A 17,797-nucleotide genomic window follows, 5' to 3' on the forward strand; every position below is an offset into this window, starting at 1 on the left:
GTTATGGATGGCAGGATAGCGGTTTAAATGGATTACGTTTTCCGCTAAACCGCGTCTGAAAGGCTTGTAAACGTAAAATCGCGGATTTTCAATGGCGGTATCAGGCTGCCGTTGGTGCGCACCGGTTTCCCGATAGCCTCCACGTTGTTGAGCATGATTACCGGACTTTCATTGAACCGGAAATTCTTGACCGGATATTTGATCTGCCCGTTTTCGATATAAAAAGTACCGTCGCGCGTGAGGCCCGTATAGAGCAACGTTTGTGGGTCGACGGTACGGATGTACCAGAAGCGGGTCACGAGAATACCTTTCTCGGTGCTCTTGATCAGGTCGGCCAGCGAGTCGTTACCGCCCTGAAAAATAATGCCGTCCGGGGAGGGCACCGCCTTAACCCCCTTCTTATCAGCCCAGAAACGCGAGTAATACATATTTTTCACCACGCCGTTTTCAAACCAGGTTACCTTTTCCTGCGGGCGGCCATCGGCGGCAAATGGCGAACCGGGCACTTCCGTGTTCGCAGGATCGGAATAGATGGTAACGCGCTCATCCAGAAGCTTCTCGCCCAGGCGTGTCTGTCCGCCCTTCTTCCCGAGGAAGCTCCGGCCTTCATCGGCGCTGCGCCCGTCCATATTCCGCATCATATTGAGAATGAGATCATGTGCAGCCGTAGGTTCCAGGATGACCGTGTATTTACCCGGCTCCAAGGCCTTCGCATTCACCGACGCCAATGCTTTTTGCATCGCGATTTCCGTAGCGGTGCTGGTATTCAGCTTGGAAACGTCGTTGTAGTCCCGCTGCACGAAGCCAGAGCCTGTGCCGTCAGCCGTTCTGACAGTTACGGAAAAGTCTACGGAAGTGGATTTGTTATAACCAAAAAGACCCTTGTTATTCCCCAATGCTGTAAAACCGCTTGTATCTTCCATATAACCGGCGGCGGTCAGGTTCTTTTTGGAAGAAGGATCAATACTGCCGAATGCCGCTTTTGCCCGATACTCCGGGTTGATATCCGCAGTGCCGGCCACAAACGCATTGGTATTCACATATTGCTGCGCACCGAGCACCGGCATGTATTCAGGATTGTCGGGAGCTAGCTTCGCGATTTCCTCGGCGCGTCGCACGGTTTTTTCGAGCGAGGCATCGTCGAATTCGTTGATCGTAGCCGTCCCCGATTTTTTACCAAAAACAGCTGTGACAGAGAGCGACATATCCGTGGTTTCACCGCTGGTCGACACCGAATTGCGCGCATAACGGATATTACCTGTCCGGCTCCCCGAAAGCGACGCGCTGATCTCATCAGCCCTCGAAAACGCCAGGACTTTATCTATGATTTTTTTAGCTTCTTCTTTTGTTAAAATAGCCATTTGAACCTTGATTATGATCGTTTGTCAATGGGAGGATGGAGGAAGGAGGAAAGGGACAAAGGATTTCCCCTCCTCCCCTTCCTCCTTCCTCCCTTTCATCCTTTTCTCCCTTTCATCCTAAATCTTCCTACCAGTATTAATAACATTCACCCCGTTGAACCGCGTCGTCGAACTACCGTGTGAAACGGCGCTGATCTGCGAGGGCTGACCCTTTCCGTCGAAAAACGAACCGAATGTCCGATAATCGTCCTTATCGCAAAGCTGCACGCACGAATTCCAGAACTCCTGGGTATTCGACTGATAGGCGACGTCGTCAAGCATGCCGGTGATTTCGCCGTTTTTGATCTCATAGAAAACCTGGCCTCCAAACTGGAAGTTATAGCGCTGTTGGTCGATCGAATAAGAACCTCTTCCGATAATATAAATGCCCTTCTCAACGCCTTTGATCATGTCCAGCACGCTCCGTTTCTCAGTTCCGGGTTTGAGGCTGATGTTCGGCATACGCTGGAACTGAACGGAACTCCAATCATCGGCATAGCAGCAGCCATGCGACTCTTTTTCACCCAAAATCTGCACCTGGTCGCGGATCGCCTGATAATTGACCAGTATACCATCCTTAATAATGTCCCATTCCTTGCAGGGCACGCCTTCGTCGTCATACCCCACCGCACCGAGCGTATGCGGCTGCGTCTTGTCGGCTACGATATTGACGAGCTTGCTGCCGTAATTGAAATTCTTCGTCTTCCATTTGTCCAGCGTCGCAAAGCTGGTACCGGCGTAATTGGCCTCATAACCCAGCACACGGTCGAGCTCGGTAGGGTGTCCCACCGATTCGTGGATAGTGAGTCCCAAATGGTTGGGATCCAGAACAAGGTCATATTTGCCCGGCTCTACCGATTTGGCAGTGACTTTCTGCTTCGCCTGCTTGGCGGCCATAATCGCATCCTCCACCATATCGTACGAGTTGCGGTAGCCCACCAGGCCGTTCGGGCCGGCGATTTTCTCACTGGCCAGGCCATCCAGGTACTCATAGCCCATGCCCATCGGAGAGCTGATCGCGTCGCGGGTTTTGAATTTACCGGACGCCTTATCGGTTACCGTTACCGTGAAAGTCGGCCAGATCCGGTGAACGTCCTGATCGATGAACGAACCGTCGGTAGAAGCAAAATATTTCTGTTCGTTGATGAAAAAAAGACTCGACGCTACAAAATTGGCCCCATTATCCATGGCTGCGCCGTTGACCTTCATCATCAGGTCAATTTTTTCCTTGACCGGTATTTCAAAAGCGTTTTTGACAATCGGCGTCTTCCAGGTCTTATCGCCTACGCCTTTTTGCGCGGCAAGCATCACCGGCTCTTTCTGGAATTTCGAATTCGCTTTGGCTATCGCAACGGCCGTGGCGGCACATTTGGCAATACCATCCGGCGTCACATCGCTCGTAGCCGAAAAACCCCAGGTACCATTGGCGATCACGCGGATACCGATGCCGTAGGATTCTGCATTGACGATGTTCTGCACCTGCTTCTCACGTGTAAACAGGTATTGCTGCAAATAGCGGCCGATACGGACATCGGTGTAGGTAGCACCCTTGTCGCGGGCGGCATTCAGCGCAGTTTCGGCGAGTTTTTTCTTGGTAGCGGCATCGAGCCACGGGGCGAGCAGCTGCGCTTCGGCCACAGGACTCCCGACGACCGGAACCTCGGAGAGCATCATTGCGCCCAAGCCAAGGCCCGACATCTGCATGAAGTGTCTTCTTTTCATTTGGTTAAAAGGTCGGATATTGAATCTCCAATGTAGTCAATATATCCTCAACAAATATTCGTGTGGCAATTTTTTTGTACCAAACAAAAGAGCGCCGGAAGTTATCGGAACTTCGGCGCTCTTCTGGTGCGATCGCGGACCGCAATGCACTCGGGCCATACAGAACACTGCGTCCCATATGGTATTTTGATAATCTTAACCTAATACAAACGTGATATCATCAGCGTACGCAGTTGCTGTTCGTCCCAGGGTTTGTTGACATAGCTATGAAAATATCCCTTCCCGGCGGCCCAACGAAACTCATCCGTATACGCATTGCCCGTGAGCAGCACACGCATACTGGAAGGATACTGATTGGAAGCCAGTTTGAGAAATTCAAGGCCTGTCATTTCGGGCATCTGGTGATCAGCGAAAATGACGTCGATTTTATGTTCGTCGAGGATTTTCAACGCCTCTTCGGTTGAATTGGCCAGATAAATCTGGGCGTCTCTCCGGAAAGTCGCTTTAAAGGAATTCAGATTATTAATTTCATGGTCAACATAAAGGATGCTCATAGTTATTAGATCGATCGGGGTTACTACAAAGCAAATTTATGAATTAACTCATTACCCGGAACAAAATCCCGGACTGCGTAGAACAACCGAAAGCCCTGTCAAATTCCCAAAGGTATCACATTTCACACCCGTGTAGCTAAAACCAACTCATTGTCAGTATTTTAATGACAAAAATTTTATTTAACGGTAAAACCTATTTCACCTAAATTCTTAAAAAATAATTAGAGCCGCCGCTTAAATCCGCTGATAGCGGTCTTTGAGAAGTTTCATCATGTGTACGTTCACATCCCATTGGCTCACGAGCGGCATTTGTGTGTAGGGCATCGCGGGCATGTAAGGTGCGGGGCCAAATTCGGTAGTAATGGTGAGCGTGGTTCCGTTTTGCGCGTGAGATGCCGCCACACGGTCCCACCAGCCGAGGTGTGCGTTCAGCACTTCCTCCCATTCGGGCGCACGAGGGTCGTTCACCTGCGGGCCTTCAGGATGACCTACCCGGCTGTGAATGTGATCGGTACGCGAAACAGCGAGCGCAACCTCGTCAGGGAGGTCGGCAAGCAGTGATTCGTGAACAGCGCACCAGTGCGAAATGTCGAGCGCAATGCGGAGGCCGGGATCGGATTGCAGATAGCCCATCGTGACATGGGCTGCGAAGAAACTCTTACCACGGTGTGTTTCGTGGATGATGGGTACGCCGGATTCGGCCGAAAGCTTGGCCGCCAGCGCAAAGAGCCGCTGGTTTTGTGCGGTATTGAAATAATCCTTGCCCGTCTGGCAGTTAATCAACACCGGCCGGGCCTCGATCAGGTTTCGTAAATACTTTTCATAATTCGCCGCGTGCTCGTCAATATCTTTTTCAAACGACTGCCAGTACTGACCAATCAGCCGAAGATCATGGGCTGCCAGCGTATCGAGGATAACCCGTTTTTCTGTCGGATCGAACGGCAATGCCATTTCAACACCATCGTAACCAGCAGCTTTTACATTTTTGCAAAAGGTATCGAACGGAAGGGTGTTCCCCCACTCCGGCGCGTAAAATTGGATTGTCATTGGATAGGTAGTCAGCTTTTTTGCAATAGTTTTTCAATTTCTTCCAAAGACCGGCCTTTGGTTTCGGGGACGCTGGTGCGGACAAAAAAGTAGTAGACCAGACATACCGCCGCGTGGATCAAAAAGGTGACCGGTATGCCAAAATACTGATTCATGACCGGAAACAGCGCCGTGGTGAAGAAATTGGCAATCCATAACGCCAGTGTAGCCACCGCCATAGCATTACCGCGGATGCGGTTGGGGAAGATTTCGGAAAGTGCCACCCACGTCACAGGACCGAGCGTAGCCGAGTAAATTCCCACAAATGCCAGCACGAAAACCAGTACCCACAGGCCCGACCATTGCAGGTAAAATGCCGCCGACAATGCCAGGGCATCCAGAAACAGGAGAAATGAACCGTACTGCAAAAGTTTTTTGCGACCAGCCTTGTCGATCGCGCCGATGGCGACAAATGTGAATACGAAATTGGTTACACCGATGATAATCGACTGCAAAAACGCTGAGTTCTGTGCCATACCCGCCTTTTTGAAAAGCTCCGGCGCATAGGAAAAGATCGAATTCTGCCCAACTATCTGCGAAAATACGGCAATCATCACCCCGATAAACACAATATGCACGACATCCTTGCGGAACAGGTCGGTGACGTTGTATTCGGCTTTATCTGCGAAACTTTGTTCAATCTGTTCTTGCTCCGCCAATGCATAATCCAGCCCGCCCACACGTTCGAGAACGATATGCGCTTCAAACTCCCGACCGGCACGTATCAGCCATCGCGGACTTTCGGAGGCCATGAAAAGACTAAAATAAAAGAGCAGTGCCGGAATCGACTGAGAAGAAAACATCCATCGCCAGTTATCCTCGACGTCCAGCAGCATATAGTTTGAAAAGTAGGCCAGCAATATCCCCACCACGATGGAAAGCTGGTAAAACGACACTGTGGTGCCTCGCATGGGTGCGGGAGAAATTTCGGCCAGGTAAATCGGGCAAACAAGTGCTGCCGCTCCTACCGCCACACCACTCAGCATGCGAAAACCAATAAACATCGGAAAGTTCTCGGCCCAGCCGGTGCCGCCGCCGGTAACTGCAAATAGTATGGCACAGATCATCAGCAGTTTCTTACGCCCCAGCCGCTCGCAGAGCCAGCCTCCCAGGACGGCGCCTATGGCAGCGCCCAGATTGATGCAACCCACGGCCCAGCCCGTTTCCAGTTCGTTCAGCCCGAAATGCGCCTGAAAAAACCCGACCGTCCCGGAAATGATCACCAGATCGAACCCGAATAATATCCCGCCCAGCGCCGCAATAGCGCTGAGCAGGTAAACATACCCCTTATTAATCTGAACAAGCCCGGGACCACTCAGCCCGGAGGTATTCAGTCCTGTTTTGTCCAAATTGGAAAAAGTACCTGGGGCTTGTGCCATGATGGGTATCTATTTTAGTGATACGTCTGCCTCTTTACTCAGAAAATCAGCTTCCGACTCCGTCAGACCGGCGGTGTCCCAGGTGAGCAAAGCTTCGTCCGGGACGATATCGATCGGCGTGATGCTGGATGACGACGACGACGATTCGTGATAACCGATATTGGTCGATCGGTTGTAGCATGAAATCAGCGACCAGCGGGGATGCTCCGACAAGTTAGCCTCCGACCGGTGCAGGATATTGCTATGGAAGAAAAGCGCATCGCCCGCATTGAGTTCTACAAACACATGCTCCATTGTTCTCAGCGCCAAATCCACGTAACGCTGCGACGCGCCTACCTGCTCGCCCGAGAAACCGTGCTCCACCCGGCCCATTTTGTGAGAGCCTTTGATCACTTGCAGACAGCCGTTTTCAACATTGGCATCCGTAATGGCGATCATCACCGACATCAGCTGTTCTGGATAGAGAAATTCATTTTTATACCAATATCCATAGTCCTGGTGCCATTCCCAAGCCCCGCCCACACGCGGCTCTTTTTGCATGAGTTTGGAATGGTAATGACAAACCGAATGACCGTCATCGCCAGGTTGGCGGGCCAACAGCTGATCCACCGAGCCTACGAGCGTTTTACCCCTCGTCAGCAAGCCATAAACATCGTCACCCGGCTTATACCATAACGAAAGCTTGCTCCGCTTGCCGGTACTATCGTTGACGTCGATCGCATGCTTGCTGATCATGGCATCATCGAGCGCGATACGGTACAGCTTTGAAACCTCTTCTTTGTCATAAAACCCACGGACGATCAGGTAGCCGTCCGTATGATACTGCTGAATTTGCGCGTGTGTCAAAAGTTGCTTAGTCATGAGAATGGGATTAGGAATAGTACTTTAACCTTTCAAAATTCAGCTATTCCGGGAAATAAACGAATGAACGATTTTGTCCAAAACATGGATTATTTTACCTTTATTCTATTCATTACATTTCTTCAAAACACACATTATGCGCAAAAGCAGAGGCTTCGAAGGCGAGCTTATCATCGAAATACCCAAAGTGGCCACGTCCCATTGCGAGCAGCTGCCGCTGATCAGTCATTTGTTCATCTCCCGGATGGGTTATTACCCCAAAGCATTGCATCATTACTATCAGCGGCCCAACGGCATTTCGCAGGCCATTCTGCTGTATTGTACTGATGGTCAGGGATGGATAGAGCTCAATGGTAACGTCACGCAGGTACACGCGGGCGAGGTGTTTATTCTGCCTGTTGACATGCCCCATTCCTATGGAGCTGATTTGCAAAATCCCTGGAGTATTTATTGGCTTCATCTCAACGGAACCCATTGCGGCGCGGCGGCAACGACGGTCATGGAACGCGACAGCGAAGCATTCAGGGCCATCCAGGTGGGGTTTTCGGACGAACGCAACGCACTTTTCACCCACATTGCGAGCACTCTTCTTAAAGGATACAGCGCCTCTAACTTGTTGCAAGCCAACCTCGCATTACCACATTACCTATCCTCGTTCATCGCGCCCGAACATTTCGGCTCACATCAACCTTCGGTATCGGGCGCAAGCCCCACCGAAAAGGCGATCAGGTATATGCAGGCCAATCTGTCAAATTCCCTTTCGCTGGATAATATTGCCCGTTCGGTAAATTTATCCGTCTCTTTCTTTTCCCGGAAATTCAAAAAAGATACAGGTTATGCGCCGATCGAGTATTTCAATTACCTCCGCATTCAGAAGGCCTGCCAGCTGCTCCATTTCAATACCTGGCGGATCAATGAGGTGGCTTCCGCCATCGGAATCGACGATCCTTTCTATTTTTCGAGGCTCTTCAAACAGCAAATGGGCCTGTCGCCGGCACATTACCGAAAAAATAAGGGCATCGAACGGCAGTAAAAAGCGGCCATATCAGAATTATTATACATATTAAGACCTAATCTAATCACCATCGGACATGTTAAAAAAAATCCTGCTTGCCCTCCTGGCTGTTTTCATCATCATTCAGTTCATCCGCCCCGAAAAAAACCTTTCCGACGACCAGTCGATGAACATCGCGACGAAGTATGACGTCCCGGTGGATGTGAAGAACATCCTGGAAGTAGCTTGTAACGACTGCCACAGTAACAAAACCGTTTATCCATGGTACTACAACATCCAGCCTGTGGCATGGTGGATGAATGAGCATGTCGAAGACGGCAAGCGGCACCTGAACTTCTCGACATTCACAAGCCTGTCCATCGCGCGGCAAAACCACAAGCTGGAAGAGACGGTGGAAATGGTGGAAGACGACGCAATGCCGCTCAAATCGTACACCGCATTGGGCATGCATGCAGAGGCAAAACTGACCACAGCGCAACGCGAACGCCTCATTCAATGGGCGAAGGCACAAATGGATACGCTTAAGGCGAAATATCCGGCCGACAGCCTCGTCATGCCGAAAAGAAATCCCGCACCAGGACAGCATTAATCCTGCGCGAAAAACAACGGGCAGCTGCATTCGTTTGCAGCCGCCCGTTACCCGCATTAGTTTTTAAAAATCCTCTGCGTAAAAAGCCTTTCACTCCCCTTCTCCACTTGAAGGAGATAAAGCCCTCTGGCCACATTGGGTATCGGCACCCGGCCGCCGCCATCCATATCGCGGCGCATTACTTCCACCCCGGCCATATTGATCAGTTTCACGGTCGCAACACCTGTGTAGGGAGGCATTTGCAAATCCACGTAATCGCTCAGCGGATTCGGTGCGATGCGGAATGCGACATCGCCATTGCGATACAATGCGATGATTTTGGAATATTCAAACTGCCCGTCGAAATCAACCTGTTTCAAACGATAATAGGCGGTAATCGCCGGCGCTTCGGTATCGGTAAAGGTATAATAATGTGCCGCGGCGGTGGTATTTTGCCCCTTTAATTCCCCTATCATGCGAAAATCGGCACCGTCGGTGGAACGCTCGACCTCGAAACGCTCATTGTCTGTTTCCGATACGGTTTTCCAATAAAGCTGCGCCTGGCTTTTGCCCAGATCCTTCACATAAAAATCGGCCAGTTCCACGGGCAGCGGGTCCTCGACGGGTAACGTCGAATGGGCAAGCAAACGAATGTAGGCGGCTTGGTAATAAATGGCCGGCTCGGTGATTTCCCAGCTGTTGGTCGGCCAGCCCGTGTTAAAATCGAGGTAGCTTTTCTGGCGCGGCTGACCAAATGGCGGCGACTGGCCGCTGATCGTGTAGTCGGCATTGGGGCCGCCCACCACGTAACCAGGCGCAGGACCATTGGGCGACGTCAAAGCATTATCGTAAATAGTGCCGTCATTGAACCAGGTGTGGTAAATTTCATTGGCGCACCGGTCACCGCCTATCCCGTACATATTCGACAAATACACCATTCCCTGCGGGTTAACCCCGTGAAAATAGTGGATCTGCTCCGCGGCCTTGCGCGTGAGGCTGGCCGCATTGCCCAACCCGGCCTTGAGCATGCTGCGGTTCACGTTGGCGTAATCGGCTTTGGGCATATTACTGCCCCAGTGGTACGACCAGTCGGGCATGAATGCCCGGTAGAGATCGGCCGTTGTCCAACCGAAGAAGTCGTTCCAGTTGTTATTCACGGCTGCTCCCGCCGAGTTCAGGATGGCAGAGGCCACGGTCGTATTAGCGCCGGGCAGCTTTGCGTAGCGCAGGAGTGCATCCTGCAATTCGGTAGCATCCACTCCCCAGAAACCGGAACTCATGACATCGGTACCCGAGTAGTTATTAACCACAAACTGATTATAAACGGGATTGCCGGTTCGTTCGAAAAGGTAAATAGCGGCGATCACCATCATGCTCCGCTGCGGACCAACGTCCACGTCGGCATCACCGGAAACAATGCTTCCGTCGTCACAATTGGTTTGCAGGGTATTGGCATTAAAAAACGGCAGTACATAATTGAAGGAGCTCACGGCCTTCGCTTCCAACTGTCCCGCGTAGGCCGCGAGCGCGGGAATACCCGCATACACGAGGGCAGCGTGCGAGAACACCGATGCAATCGTGGCCGAGGCAGAGGTACACGTGGGGCCATAGTAGCGGCCGTCTACATTCACGCTCGGAGGCGAAGAAATGTTCTCGCTGTAATTCCGGCTCCCCATTTTGTTATGCGTGCTGCCATCGGCATTCGTCATTTTGAAAAGCCAGTCAAGCTCCCATTTCACTTCATCGAGCAGGTCGGGAATCCCGTTTTTGCTTTCGGGGATATTGAAATTGTCTGTAAAAACAGTCGGATTATCTTCGTAGGCATACAACAGGTCGTGCAAAGGGCTGTGCGTAAAGGACACATACTTATTATAATCACCGGCATCGAACCACCCGCCGGTCAGGTTCTTTTCCATCGCGGCATTGCCCTGGTCGTACACGTACCGGCATTGCTGATCCTGCAATGCATGCATTAAATTATTTCCGTCAGTCCATTTGCTTTGCGCGTACGGCGCAGCTTTGGCCATGTTGCAGCGATTGTAATAAAACATTTTTGCAGCCGCCAGCATCACATTGCCGTATGGATTGGGGGTAATCTCAAAAACCGCGGAACGCTGGTTACCGACCGGATCGAATACATAATAGCTGCCCGTGGCCGTCAGCGCCGAAAAATCGAACCACCAGCCTTGATCACCGGAATTGGCCTGGGTACCGCCGCTATTCCAAACGGCGATCGGCCCGGTGAACGCCACCGCATTGGTGATACTATTGCGTACTTCCATTGTCGCGGGCGGTGTATAGCTCAATGCGGCATTGTATCCCACGACCGGGTTACTGAGTACCGCTACTTTTTCCGCCGCCGGTGCATACCCGAACTGATCGACGTGAATAAACGGACTGACCTGCGCGACTCCCCGCACGGACAGCATCAGGCATAGTAAAAATGCAAGAATACCCTTCCCAGGTAAATGGAGGTAATGTTTCCTCATGGCTGAATGGTTTGATTTGAATGAAAATGCTGTGTCAGGAATAGCAACAGAGCGGACAAAATGCCCTTTTCAACTAGGATGGGAGTCTTTTTCAGCGTCTTCCGCGCAGGTGGAGCCGAAATGCATTCAAATTTATTCCTAATATTTTATAGAACAAATAAGAGTATAGCATAGAATTTATTAACCGGAAAGACTTTTTTCATTTTAAAAATAATGCAAAAATTTATTTAAATATTGATTTGTTTTTCCTATAATTGCATAAACAACTATTGGCTAACTTACAATCGCGAAGCACATGCCGATCTATCAACAATTAGGAACCATCCCGCCCAAACGGCACACGCAGTTTCGCAAAACCGACGGCGGGCTTTACTATGAAGAACTCTTTGGAACCATCGGTTTCGAAGGCATGTCTTCCCTCCTCTATCACACCTGGCGGCCCACGCAAGTGAAATCGCTCGGCGAGCCTTACGACGTGGCGCCGCGCATTGCGGTGGCCAACAATATGACCATGCGGAAGCTGATTGGCTTCGACGTAAAGCCTGCTGCCGACTACCTCGACAGCCGCACGCCCCTGCTCGTGAACCGCGACCTCATTCTGGGCCTGGCTGCTCCTACCGGGGCGCCTATGTCCTATTTTTACAAGAATGCCGACGCCGACGAGCTGCTTTTCATCCACCGGGGCTCCGGCAAGCTGCGGACACCTTTCGGGCAGGTGCCATTTACCTATGGTGATTATGTATTGATTCCCAGGGGTACTATTTACCAGATCGAATTCGACGGGCCCGACAACCGCCTGCTCTACCTCGAATCGCACACACCGATTTACACGCCCAAGCGGTACCGCAACCATTTCGGGCAGCTCACCGAGCATTCGCCGTATTGCGAGCGCGATTACATTCTCCCGCGCGACCTGGAAACCCATGACGAGCACGGAGAATTTATCATCAAAATCAAGAAACAAAGCCATATCCACCCCGTAACCTACGAAACCCACCCGTTCGATGTCATCGGTTGGGATGGATACAATTATCCGTGGGCTTTTTCGATCCATAATTTCGAACCCATTACCGGCCGCATTCACCAGCCGCCGCCCGTGCACCAGACATTCCAGACCGATGCATTCGTGGTCTGCTCGTTCTGTCCCAGGCTGTACGACTACCATCCGCTGGCCATCCCGGCGCCCTACAATCACAGCAATATCGACTCCGACGAGGTGCTGTATTACGTCGACGGCGATTTTATGAGCCGCAACGACATCGCGCAGGGGCACATTACGCTGCATCCGGGCGGAATCCCGCATGGCCCGCACCCGGGCGCATATGAGCGGAGCATCGGCAAAAAAGAAACCCAGGAGCTGGCCGTAATGGTCGATACCTTCCGGCCCCTGATGCTCACCGAACAAGCAATAGCGATCGACGACGGGCGGTACTTTACGAGTTGGGCGGAGGGGTAACGAAGTGGTCGGATTTTGTCAAGTGTGGTCAGAAATAGTCGGGAGTAGTCAGGGACTGTCATATAGTTACCAAATATTCCATTTCAATGCCTATTCCCGACCAAAATGACAATACTTGACAAGACCTGACTACTCTTGACTACTCCTGACAACTCTTGACTACTCCTGACAACTCTTGACCATACCTGACAACACCTGAACACACCTGACAACTCTTGACAACAACTGACAACCGATCAATAACCACACCATGTCCACATTAACAGCACCCATTACTCCCAACATCGCGACCGATTTCCTGCCGATTAACGGTACGGACTATGTAGAACTTTACGTAGGCAACGCATTGCAATCGGCGCACTATTTCCGGAATGCATTCGGATTTCAGCCGCTCGCCATGGCGGGGCTCGAAACCGGGCTTACCGACCGCGAATCCTATGTGGTCGTGCAAGACAAAATCCGGCTCGTTTTCACTTCGCCATTACACGGCGGAACGGCCATCGGCGCGCATATCGACCGCCATGGCGATGGTGTAAAAGCCATTGCATTATGGGTAGACGACGCTAAATCGGCTTACCGGGAGACGGTCACCCGTGGCGCGCGACCATTTCTCGAACCGGTTACGGAAAAAGACCACCATGGCGAGACCGTGAGATCGGGCATATGTACCTATGGTGATACCGTACACATTTTCGTGGAAAGAAAGCATTACGACGGTATTTTCCTTCCCGGATTCGTGGCCTGGCAGCCCGAACATTCCCCGGAGCCTGTCGGGCTGCGGTATATCGATCACATGGTGGGAAATGTGGGCTGGAACGAAATGAACCGGTGGGTGAAATTTTACGAGGATGTGATGGGGTTCAAAATGATGGTTTCCTTCGACGACAAGGACATTTCTACCGAATACTCAGCGCTGATGAGCAAAGTCATGAGCAATGGCAACGGGCGGATCAAGTTCCCGATCAACGAACCTGCCGAGGGTAAAAAGAAATCACAGGTGGAAGAATACCTCGACTTTTACGGCGGGCCCGGCGTGCAGCATATTGCCGTTGCCACGGACCATATCGTCGACACTGTGCGTGCATTACGCGACCGGGGCGTGGAGTTTCTGCGCGTGCCTACTGCCTATTATGACGATTTGCTCCGCCGCGTGGGGCATATTGATGAGGACCTTGCCAGTTTGCGCGAACTCGGCATCCTTGTAGACCGCGACGACGAGGGCTACCTCTTGCAGATTTTCACCAAGCCGGTGATGCCGCGCCCTACCCTGTTTTTTGAGATTATTCAAAGAAAAGGGGCGCAATCGTTCGGAAAAGGCAATTTCAAAGCATTGTTCGAGGCGATCGAACGCGAGCAGATGCTCAGGGGTACACTTTAATACAAACCTTCTTCAACCATGAACCAGGCGTATGAGCAATACACTCAAGCTGACCACCGGATGTGGAAACAGCTTTTTGAAAGGCAAATGGAGCAACTACCTACCATCGCCAGCAGGGCTTACCTCGACGGGATTGACAAGGTGCGGTTCGTGGCCGATCATATCCCCCATTTTGAACGGGAAACCAATCCGGCCCTGCGCGCATTGACTGGCTGGGAAGTGTATGTCGTCCCCGGCCTCATTCCCCACCGCGAGTTTTACACCCATTTGTACAACCGGCAATTTCCGGCGACAAGCTGGCTCCGAAAGCCCGAACAGATCGATTACCTCGAAGAACCCGACATGTTCCATGACACATTCGGGCACGTACCGCTGCTGAGTAACCAGGCATTTTGCGACTTTATGGCGCATTTGAGCGAGGTCGCATTGAAGCATATCGATCAGGAGGAAATTCTGCAACGCATTTCGAGGCTGTATTGGTACACCGTCGAATTCGGGCTGATCCGCGAAAATAGTGCGTTAAAGATTTATGGCGGCGGCATTATTTCCTCTTCGGGTGAAAGCCGCTACTGCCTGGGGCGTGATGTGCCGAAAATCGATTTCGACCTTTCCCTCGTTCTCGACACGCCGTACCATATCGATCGCTACCAGGACCATTATTTCGTGATCCAGTCGTACGACCAGCTTTATGAGTCGGTAACCGGTATAGAACCGTTGCTGGAAGCCTATCTGGCACAACAAGCCTAAAATCTCCGCCACAATGCTACAATCCTGGCTTCCGGTCCCGCCTGATTCCGATTTTTCGATCTATAACCTGCCCTTTGGCATATTCAGTGACGAACGTCCTGCCCGCGTGGGCATGGCCATTGGCAACTGGGTCGTGGACCTGGCCGCTGCTTATGCGCTGAATATGTTTCCGCAATATCCCGAGGCTGGGAATGCATTCCGCAAGGCAGCATTGAATGACGTGATGGTACTCGGCCGCGGTTTTTCGGAGTACGTGCGTAAAATCATTCAAACGGCATTGTGTGATCATCAGTCGGACCTGAGACAACTTGCCGACCACCTGCTGATCCCGCAAGAAAAAGTACGAATGCATATGCCGGTCAAAGTCGGCAATTACACGGATTTCTATTCAAGCGAGGAGCATGCATTCAGCGTCGGACAGCTTTTCCGGCCCGATAATCCGCTGTTTCCCAACTGGAAGCATCTGCCCGTCGCTTACCATGGCCGCGCGTCTTCTATCGTGGTTTCGGGCACACCCATAATACGGCCCTCGGGCCAAACCGGCCAACCGGATGGTACACCGGCTTTCAAACAGACCCGCGCACTCGATTATGAGCTCGAACTGGCATTTGTGATTGGCAAGGACTCCGTTATTGGCCAGCCCATTTCGGTCGAAGCAGCAGAAGATTACATTTTCGGCACATTGCTTTTGAACGACTGGTCGGCGCGCGACATCCAGCGATGGGAGTACCAGCCGCTGGGGCCATTTACGAGCAAAAACTTCGCTTCCGGCGTTTCGCCGTGGGTCGTTACGTGGGAGGCATTGCAGCATTTCCGCGTACCCGCGCCGGCACAACATCCCGAACCGTTTCCTTACCTTACCCACCACCCACTGCAGAATTTCGACCTTTCGCTTTCGGTCAGTATTAAACCCGAGGGCTCGGAGGAGTTTCAGATATGCCAAACCAATGCGAGCGGCATTTACTGGACAGCCGCGCAGCAAATCGCTCATCACACTATAACCGGCTGCAACCTGCAAACCGGCGACCTGCTGGCCACCGGAACCATCAGCGGAAGCGGCATTTCCCAAAAAGGCTGCCTGCTCGAAGCCACCCTCAATGGTACGAAACCTGTAAAGCTCGGCGAGGGCATCGAGAGGCGATTTCTCGAAGATCACGATGAGGTAATCATGCGCGGTTTTGGGCAAAGGGGCGACATACGCGTCGGATTCGGGGAGTTGAGGGGAAAAATACTCCCCGCACTCAGCTAGCTTTTTTCAGTTGACATGTTAAAGTAAAATACCTGCCCTTCATGTTTGTAAAAATAAATACCAATTGGTATATTTGTTATATGAACGTAGGAACAACCAAAGCCGAACGCACCCGGAACTTCATCATCGAAAAAACTGCCGAGATTTTCAATCGGAAGGGCTATGCGGGCACCTCGATGTCGGACATTACCGAAGCGACCGGCCTGACGAAGGGCAGCATTTACGGAAATTTCGAGAATAAGGAAGAAGTTGCCCTGGCCGTATTTGAATATAACCGGTCACTGGTATTCAATACCGTTCAGGCGCAACTGGAAAAAGCAGAGACTTATTTTGAAAAACTGATGGTGTACGGCCACGTGTACAGGGATGTGATCGCGAGTGTGGGCAATCGCGGCGGCTGCCCAATCCTGAATACGGCCGTGGAAGCCGACGACACCAATGTCCCGCTGCAACTAAGCGCGGCCAAAGCGCTTTTCAGCTGGAAAAAAAGCATAGTCCATATCATCGAAAAAGGGGCCGAAGCGGGTGAATTCCGCCAGGGCGTCAATGCCGAGCAAATGGCCGTTTCCATTATTGCATTGATCGAGGGCGGGGTCATGTTTTCAAAGGTCACCAATGACTACGGTAATATGGACCACGTATTGGCGACGGTGCAGGCACTCGTGAGGGTTATCAAGGCATAACCAAAGGGCAGTCACAGTTGCGACTACCCTTTGACCAATAACCTAGTGTCCTTCCTCTTCTTCCGAGTTTTTCAGCTTCGAGAGCAATGCATAGGCGCCTTTCAGCACGAATTGAGGACTTTCACTGCCTCCGGACGGCATTTTCACTTCGGTAAAACTATTTTCGGAAATGCCTTTGGTAACCTCCACCATGTCGAAACTCCTTTCGCCTTTGGAGTCTTTTACAAAAACATAAGATTTCCCCTCAAAATCGACCACGGCTTCGTCCGGTAAGGCATTCACCGGGTTAGCGCCGGTTTCGATAATGGCTTTGACGAAATTCTGCGGCAGCAAATCATTGTCTTCTTTTTCGAGATGGCAATGTACCCGCACCGTGCGGTCGTCGTTGATTTTCTGGTTGATAAGGTAAACTTTGGCCAGATCTTCCTGCCCCGGGTTGTTGCTCACGCGGAACCGCACCAGTTGCCCCAGCTTAACCTTTGGAATATCCTGCTCAAAAACAGACAGTTCCACATGCAGGTGATCCGTATCCACGATCTCGAACATCACGTCGGTAGGATTCACGTATTTGCCCAGGTTCACGTTCACGACGGTCACCGAACCTGCAATAGGTGAGCGAATGGACGCAACACTCGTAATACTCCCCTTTTCCAAACCGGCCAGATCCACCCCCGCTGTGCGGACGCGCTCCTTTAAACCTGCCAGCCTTGCCCGCAGCATTTTCAGCTCCGAAGCAGATTGCTGCAATGCTTTTTGCGCATTCACATTCTCCTTGCTGAGATCGCTCTGGCGCTGGTATTCCTGCTCGGCAAATTCCAGTTTGCTGCGCGTTTCGAGATAATCCTGCTGAATAGGGATAAAATCGGGGTTTTCGATAACCGCGAGCACTTCTCCTTTTTGCACCTTCATCCCCTGCAACAGCTCCGATTTGCGGACAAACCCGCCCAGCGGCGCTGAAATACTCACCAGATTTTGCGGCGGAATATCAATTACCCCGTTCGCTGTTACCGTCCCGCTCAGTTTCCGGACCGAAAACCCGCCTGTTTCAACGCCCGCGGTTTCATATTGGGCAGCTGTGAGTTCTACGTGATTGGTTTCCTCCTCGGCATGCTCCGCCGCGTTTTCAGCGGCCCCATTTTCGTTCCCCGGCTTGCAGGCAACTATTCCAAGGAAAAGTACCAGGCCTAATGCTATATTTTTCATCGATTTA

General features: G+C 51.6%; 15 protein-coding genes. 7 read left to right on the forward strand and 8 right to left on the reverse strand.

Annotated features, from left to right (window positions below):
• Positions 1–44 precede the first annotated feature (44 nt).
• The 6 genes from CLV60_RS16210 to CLV60_RS16235 all read right to left on the reverse strand — a co-directional run bounded on the left by CLV60_RS16210 (position 45) and on the right by CLV60_RS16235 (position 7,002).
• Positions 45–1,361, reverse strand: coding sequence for a TldD/PmbA family protein (locus CLV60_RS16210; protein ID WP_106596415.1), 1,317 nt, complete (start codon positions 1,359–1,361; stop codon positions 45–47).
• Positions 1,362–1,478: 117 nt separating this feature from the next.
• Complete coding sequence (locus CLV60_RS16215; RefSeq protein WP_106596416.1) at positions 1,479–3,122, reverse strand: TldD/PmbA family protein; 1,644 nt, start codon at positions 3,120–3,122, stop codon at positions 1,479–1,481.
• Between the two features lie 200 nt (positions 3,123–3,322).
• The gene (locus tag CLV60_RS16220) at positions 3,323–3,676 is read right to left on the reverse strand and encodes a response regulator (protein ID WP_106596417.1); all 354 of its coding nucleotides are present in this window, start codon (positions 3,674–3,676) and stop codon (positions 3,323–3,325) included.
• Positions 3,677–3,910: 234 nt separating this feature from the next.
• Entirely contained in the window at positions 3,911–4,723 is an 813-nt protein-coding gene (locus CLV60_RS16225) for a sugar phosphate isomerase/epimerase family protein (RefSeq protein ID WP_106596418.1), read from the reverse strand.
• An 11-nt stretch (positions 4,724–4,734) separates the two neighbouring features.
• Positions 4,735–6,141: a sugar porter family MFS transporter gene (locus CLV60_RS16230; protein ID WP_106596419.1), complete on the reverse strand. Its 1,407-nt coding sequence runs from the start codon at positions 6,139–6,141 to the stop codon at positions 4,735–4,737.
• A 9-nt stretch (positions 6,142–6,150) separates the two neighbouring features.
• Positions 6,151–7,002, reverse strand: a complete 852-nt coding sequence (locus tag CLV60_RS16235; protein ID WP_106596420.1) for a phytanoyl-CoA dioxygenase family protein — start codon at positions 7,000–7,002, stop codon at positions 6,151–6,153.
• A gap of 136 nt (positions 7,003–7,138) precedes the next feature.
• Between CLV60_RS16235 and CLV60_RS16240 the strand changes: the two genes are divergently transcribed.
• Both CLV60_RS16240 and CLV60_RS16245 read left to right on the forward strand, forming a co-directional pair.
• Positions 7,139–8,035, forward strand: a complete 897-nt coding sequence (locus CLV60_RS16240; protein ID WP_106596421.1) for an AraC family transcriptional regulator — start codon at positions 7,139–7,141, stop codon at positions 8,033–8,035.
• A gap of 58 nt (positions 8,036–8,093) precedes the next feature.
• Positions 8,094–8,606 carry a heme-binding domain-containing protein gene (locus CLV60_RS16245; RefSeq protein WP_106596422.1) on the forward strand — a complete coding sequence of 171 codons (513 nt, stop codon included), beginning with the start codon at positions 8,094–8,096 and terminating at the stop codon, positions 8,604–8,606.
• Between the two features lie 56 nt (positions 8,607–8,662).
• Here CLV60_RS16245 and CLV60_RS16250 read toward each other — a convergent pair whose 3' ends face one another.
• Entirely contained in the window at positions 8,663–11,074 is a 2,412-nt protein-coding gene (locus tag CLV60_RS16250) for a glycoside hydrolase family 9 protein (RefSeq protein WP_106596423.1), read from the reverse strand.
• A 295-nt stretch (positions 11,075–11,369) separates the two neighbouring features.
• On the opposite strand from CLV60_RS16250, the gene CLV60_RS16255 reads away from it, so the two are divergent.
• The 5 genes from CLV60_RS16255 to CLV60_RS16275 all read left to right on the forward strand — a co-directional run bounded on the left by CLV60_RS16255 (position 11,370) and on the right by CLV60_RS16275 (position 16,587).
• Complete coding sequence (locus CLV60_RS16255) at positions 11,370–12,530, forward strand: homogentisate 1,2-dioxygenase (RefSeq protein WP_106596424.1); 1,161 nt, start codon at positions 11,370–11,372, stop codon at positions 12,528–12,530.
• 250 nt (positions 12,531–12,780) lie between these two features.
• Positions 12,781–13,908, forward strand: a complete 1,128-nt coding sequence (gene hppD, locus CLV60_RS16260) for a 4-hydroxyphenylpyruvate dioxygenase (protein WP_106596425.1) — start codon at positions 12,781–12,783, stop codon at positions 13,906–13,908.
• An 18-nt stretch (positions 13,909–13,926) separates the two neighbouring features.
• A complete protein-coding gene (locus CLV60_RS16265; protein ID WP_106596426.1) occupies positions 13,927–14,655 on the forward strand; it encodes a phenylalanine 4-monooxygenase in 729 nt (242 codons plus the stop codon).
• 13 nt (positions 14,656–14,668) lie between these two features.
• Positions 14,669–15,904: a fumarylacetoacetase gene (gene fahA / locus CLV60_RS16270; RefSeq protein WP_106596427.1), complete on the forward strand. Its 1,236-nt coding sequence runs from the start codon at positions 14,669–14,671 to the stop codon at positions 15,902–15,904.
• Positions 15,905–15,984: 80 nt separating this feature from the next.
• Positions 15,985–16,587, forward strand: coding sequence for a TetR family transcriptional regulator C-terminal domain-containing protein (locus CLV60_RS16275; RefSeq protein ID WP_106596553.1), 603 nt, complete (start codon positions 15,985–15,987; stop codon positions 16,585–16,587).
• A gap of 42 nt (positions 16,588–16,629) precedes the next feature.
• Here CLV60_RS16275 and CLV60_RS16280 read toward each other — a convergent pair whose 3' ends face one another.
• A complete protein-coding gene (locus CLV60_RS16280; protein ID WP_229210996.1) occupies positions 16,630–17,790 on the reverse strand; it encodes an efflux RND transporter periplasmic adaptor subunit in 1,161 nt (386 codons plus the stop codon).
• Positions 17,791–17,797 lie beyond the last annotated feature (7 nt).

The organism is Dyadobacter jiangsuensis, from assembly GCF_003014695.1.
Taxonomy (GTDB): domain Bacteria; phylum Bacteroidota; class Bacteroidia; order Cytophagales; family Spirosomataceae; genus Dyadobacter; species Dyadobacter jiangsuensis.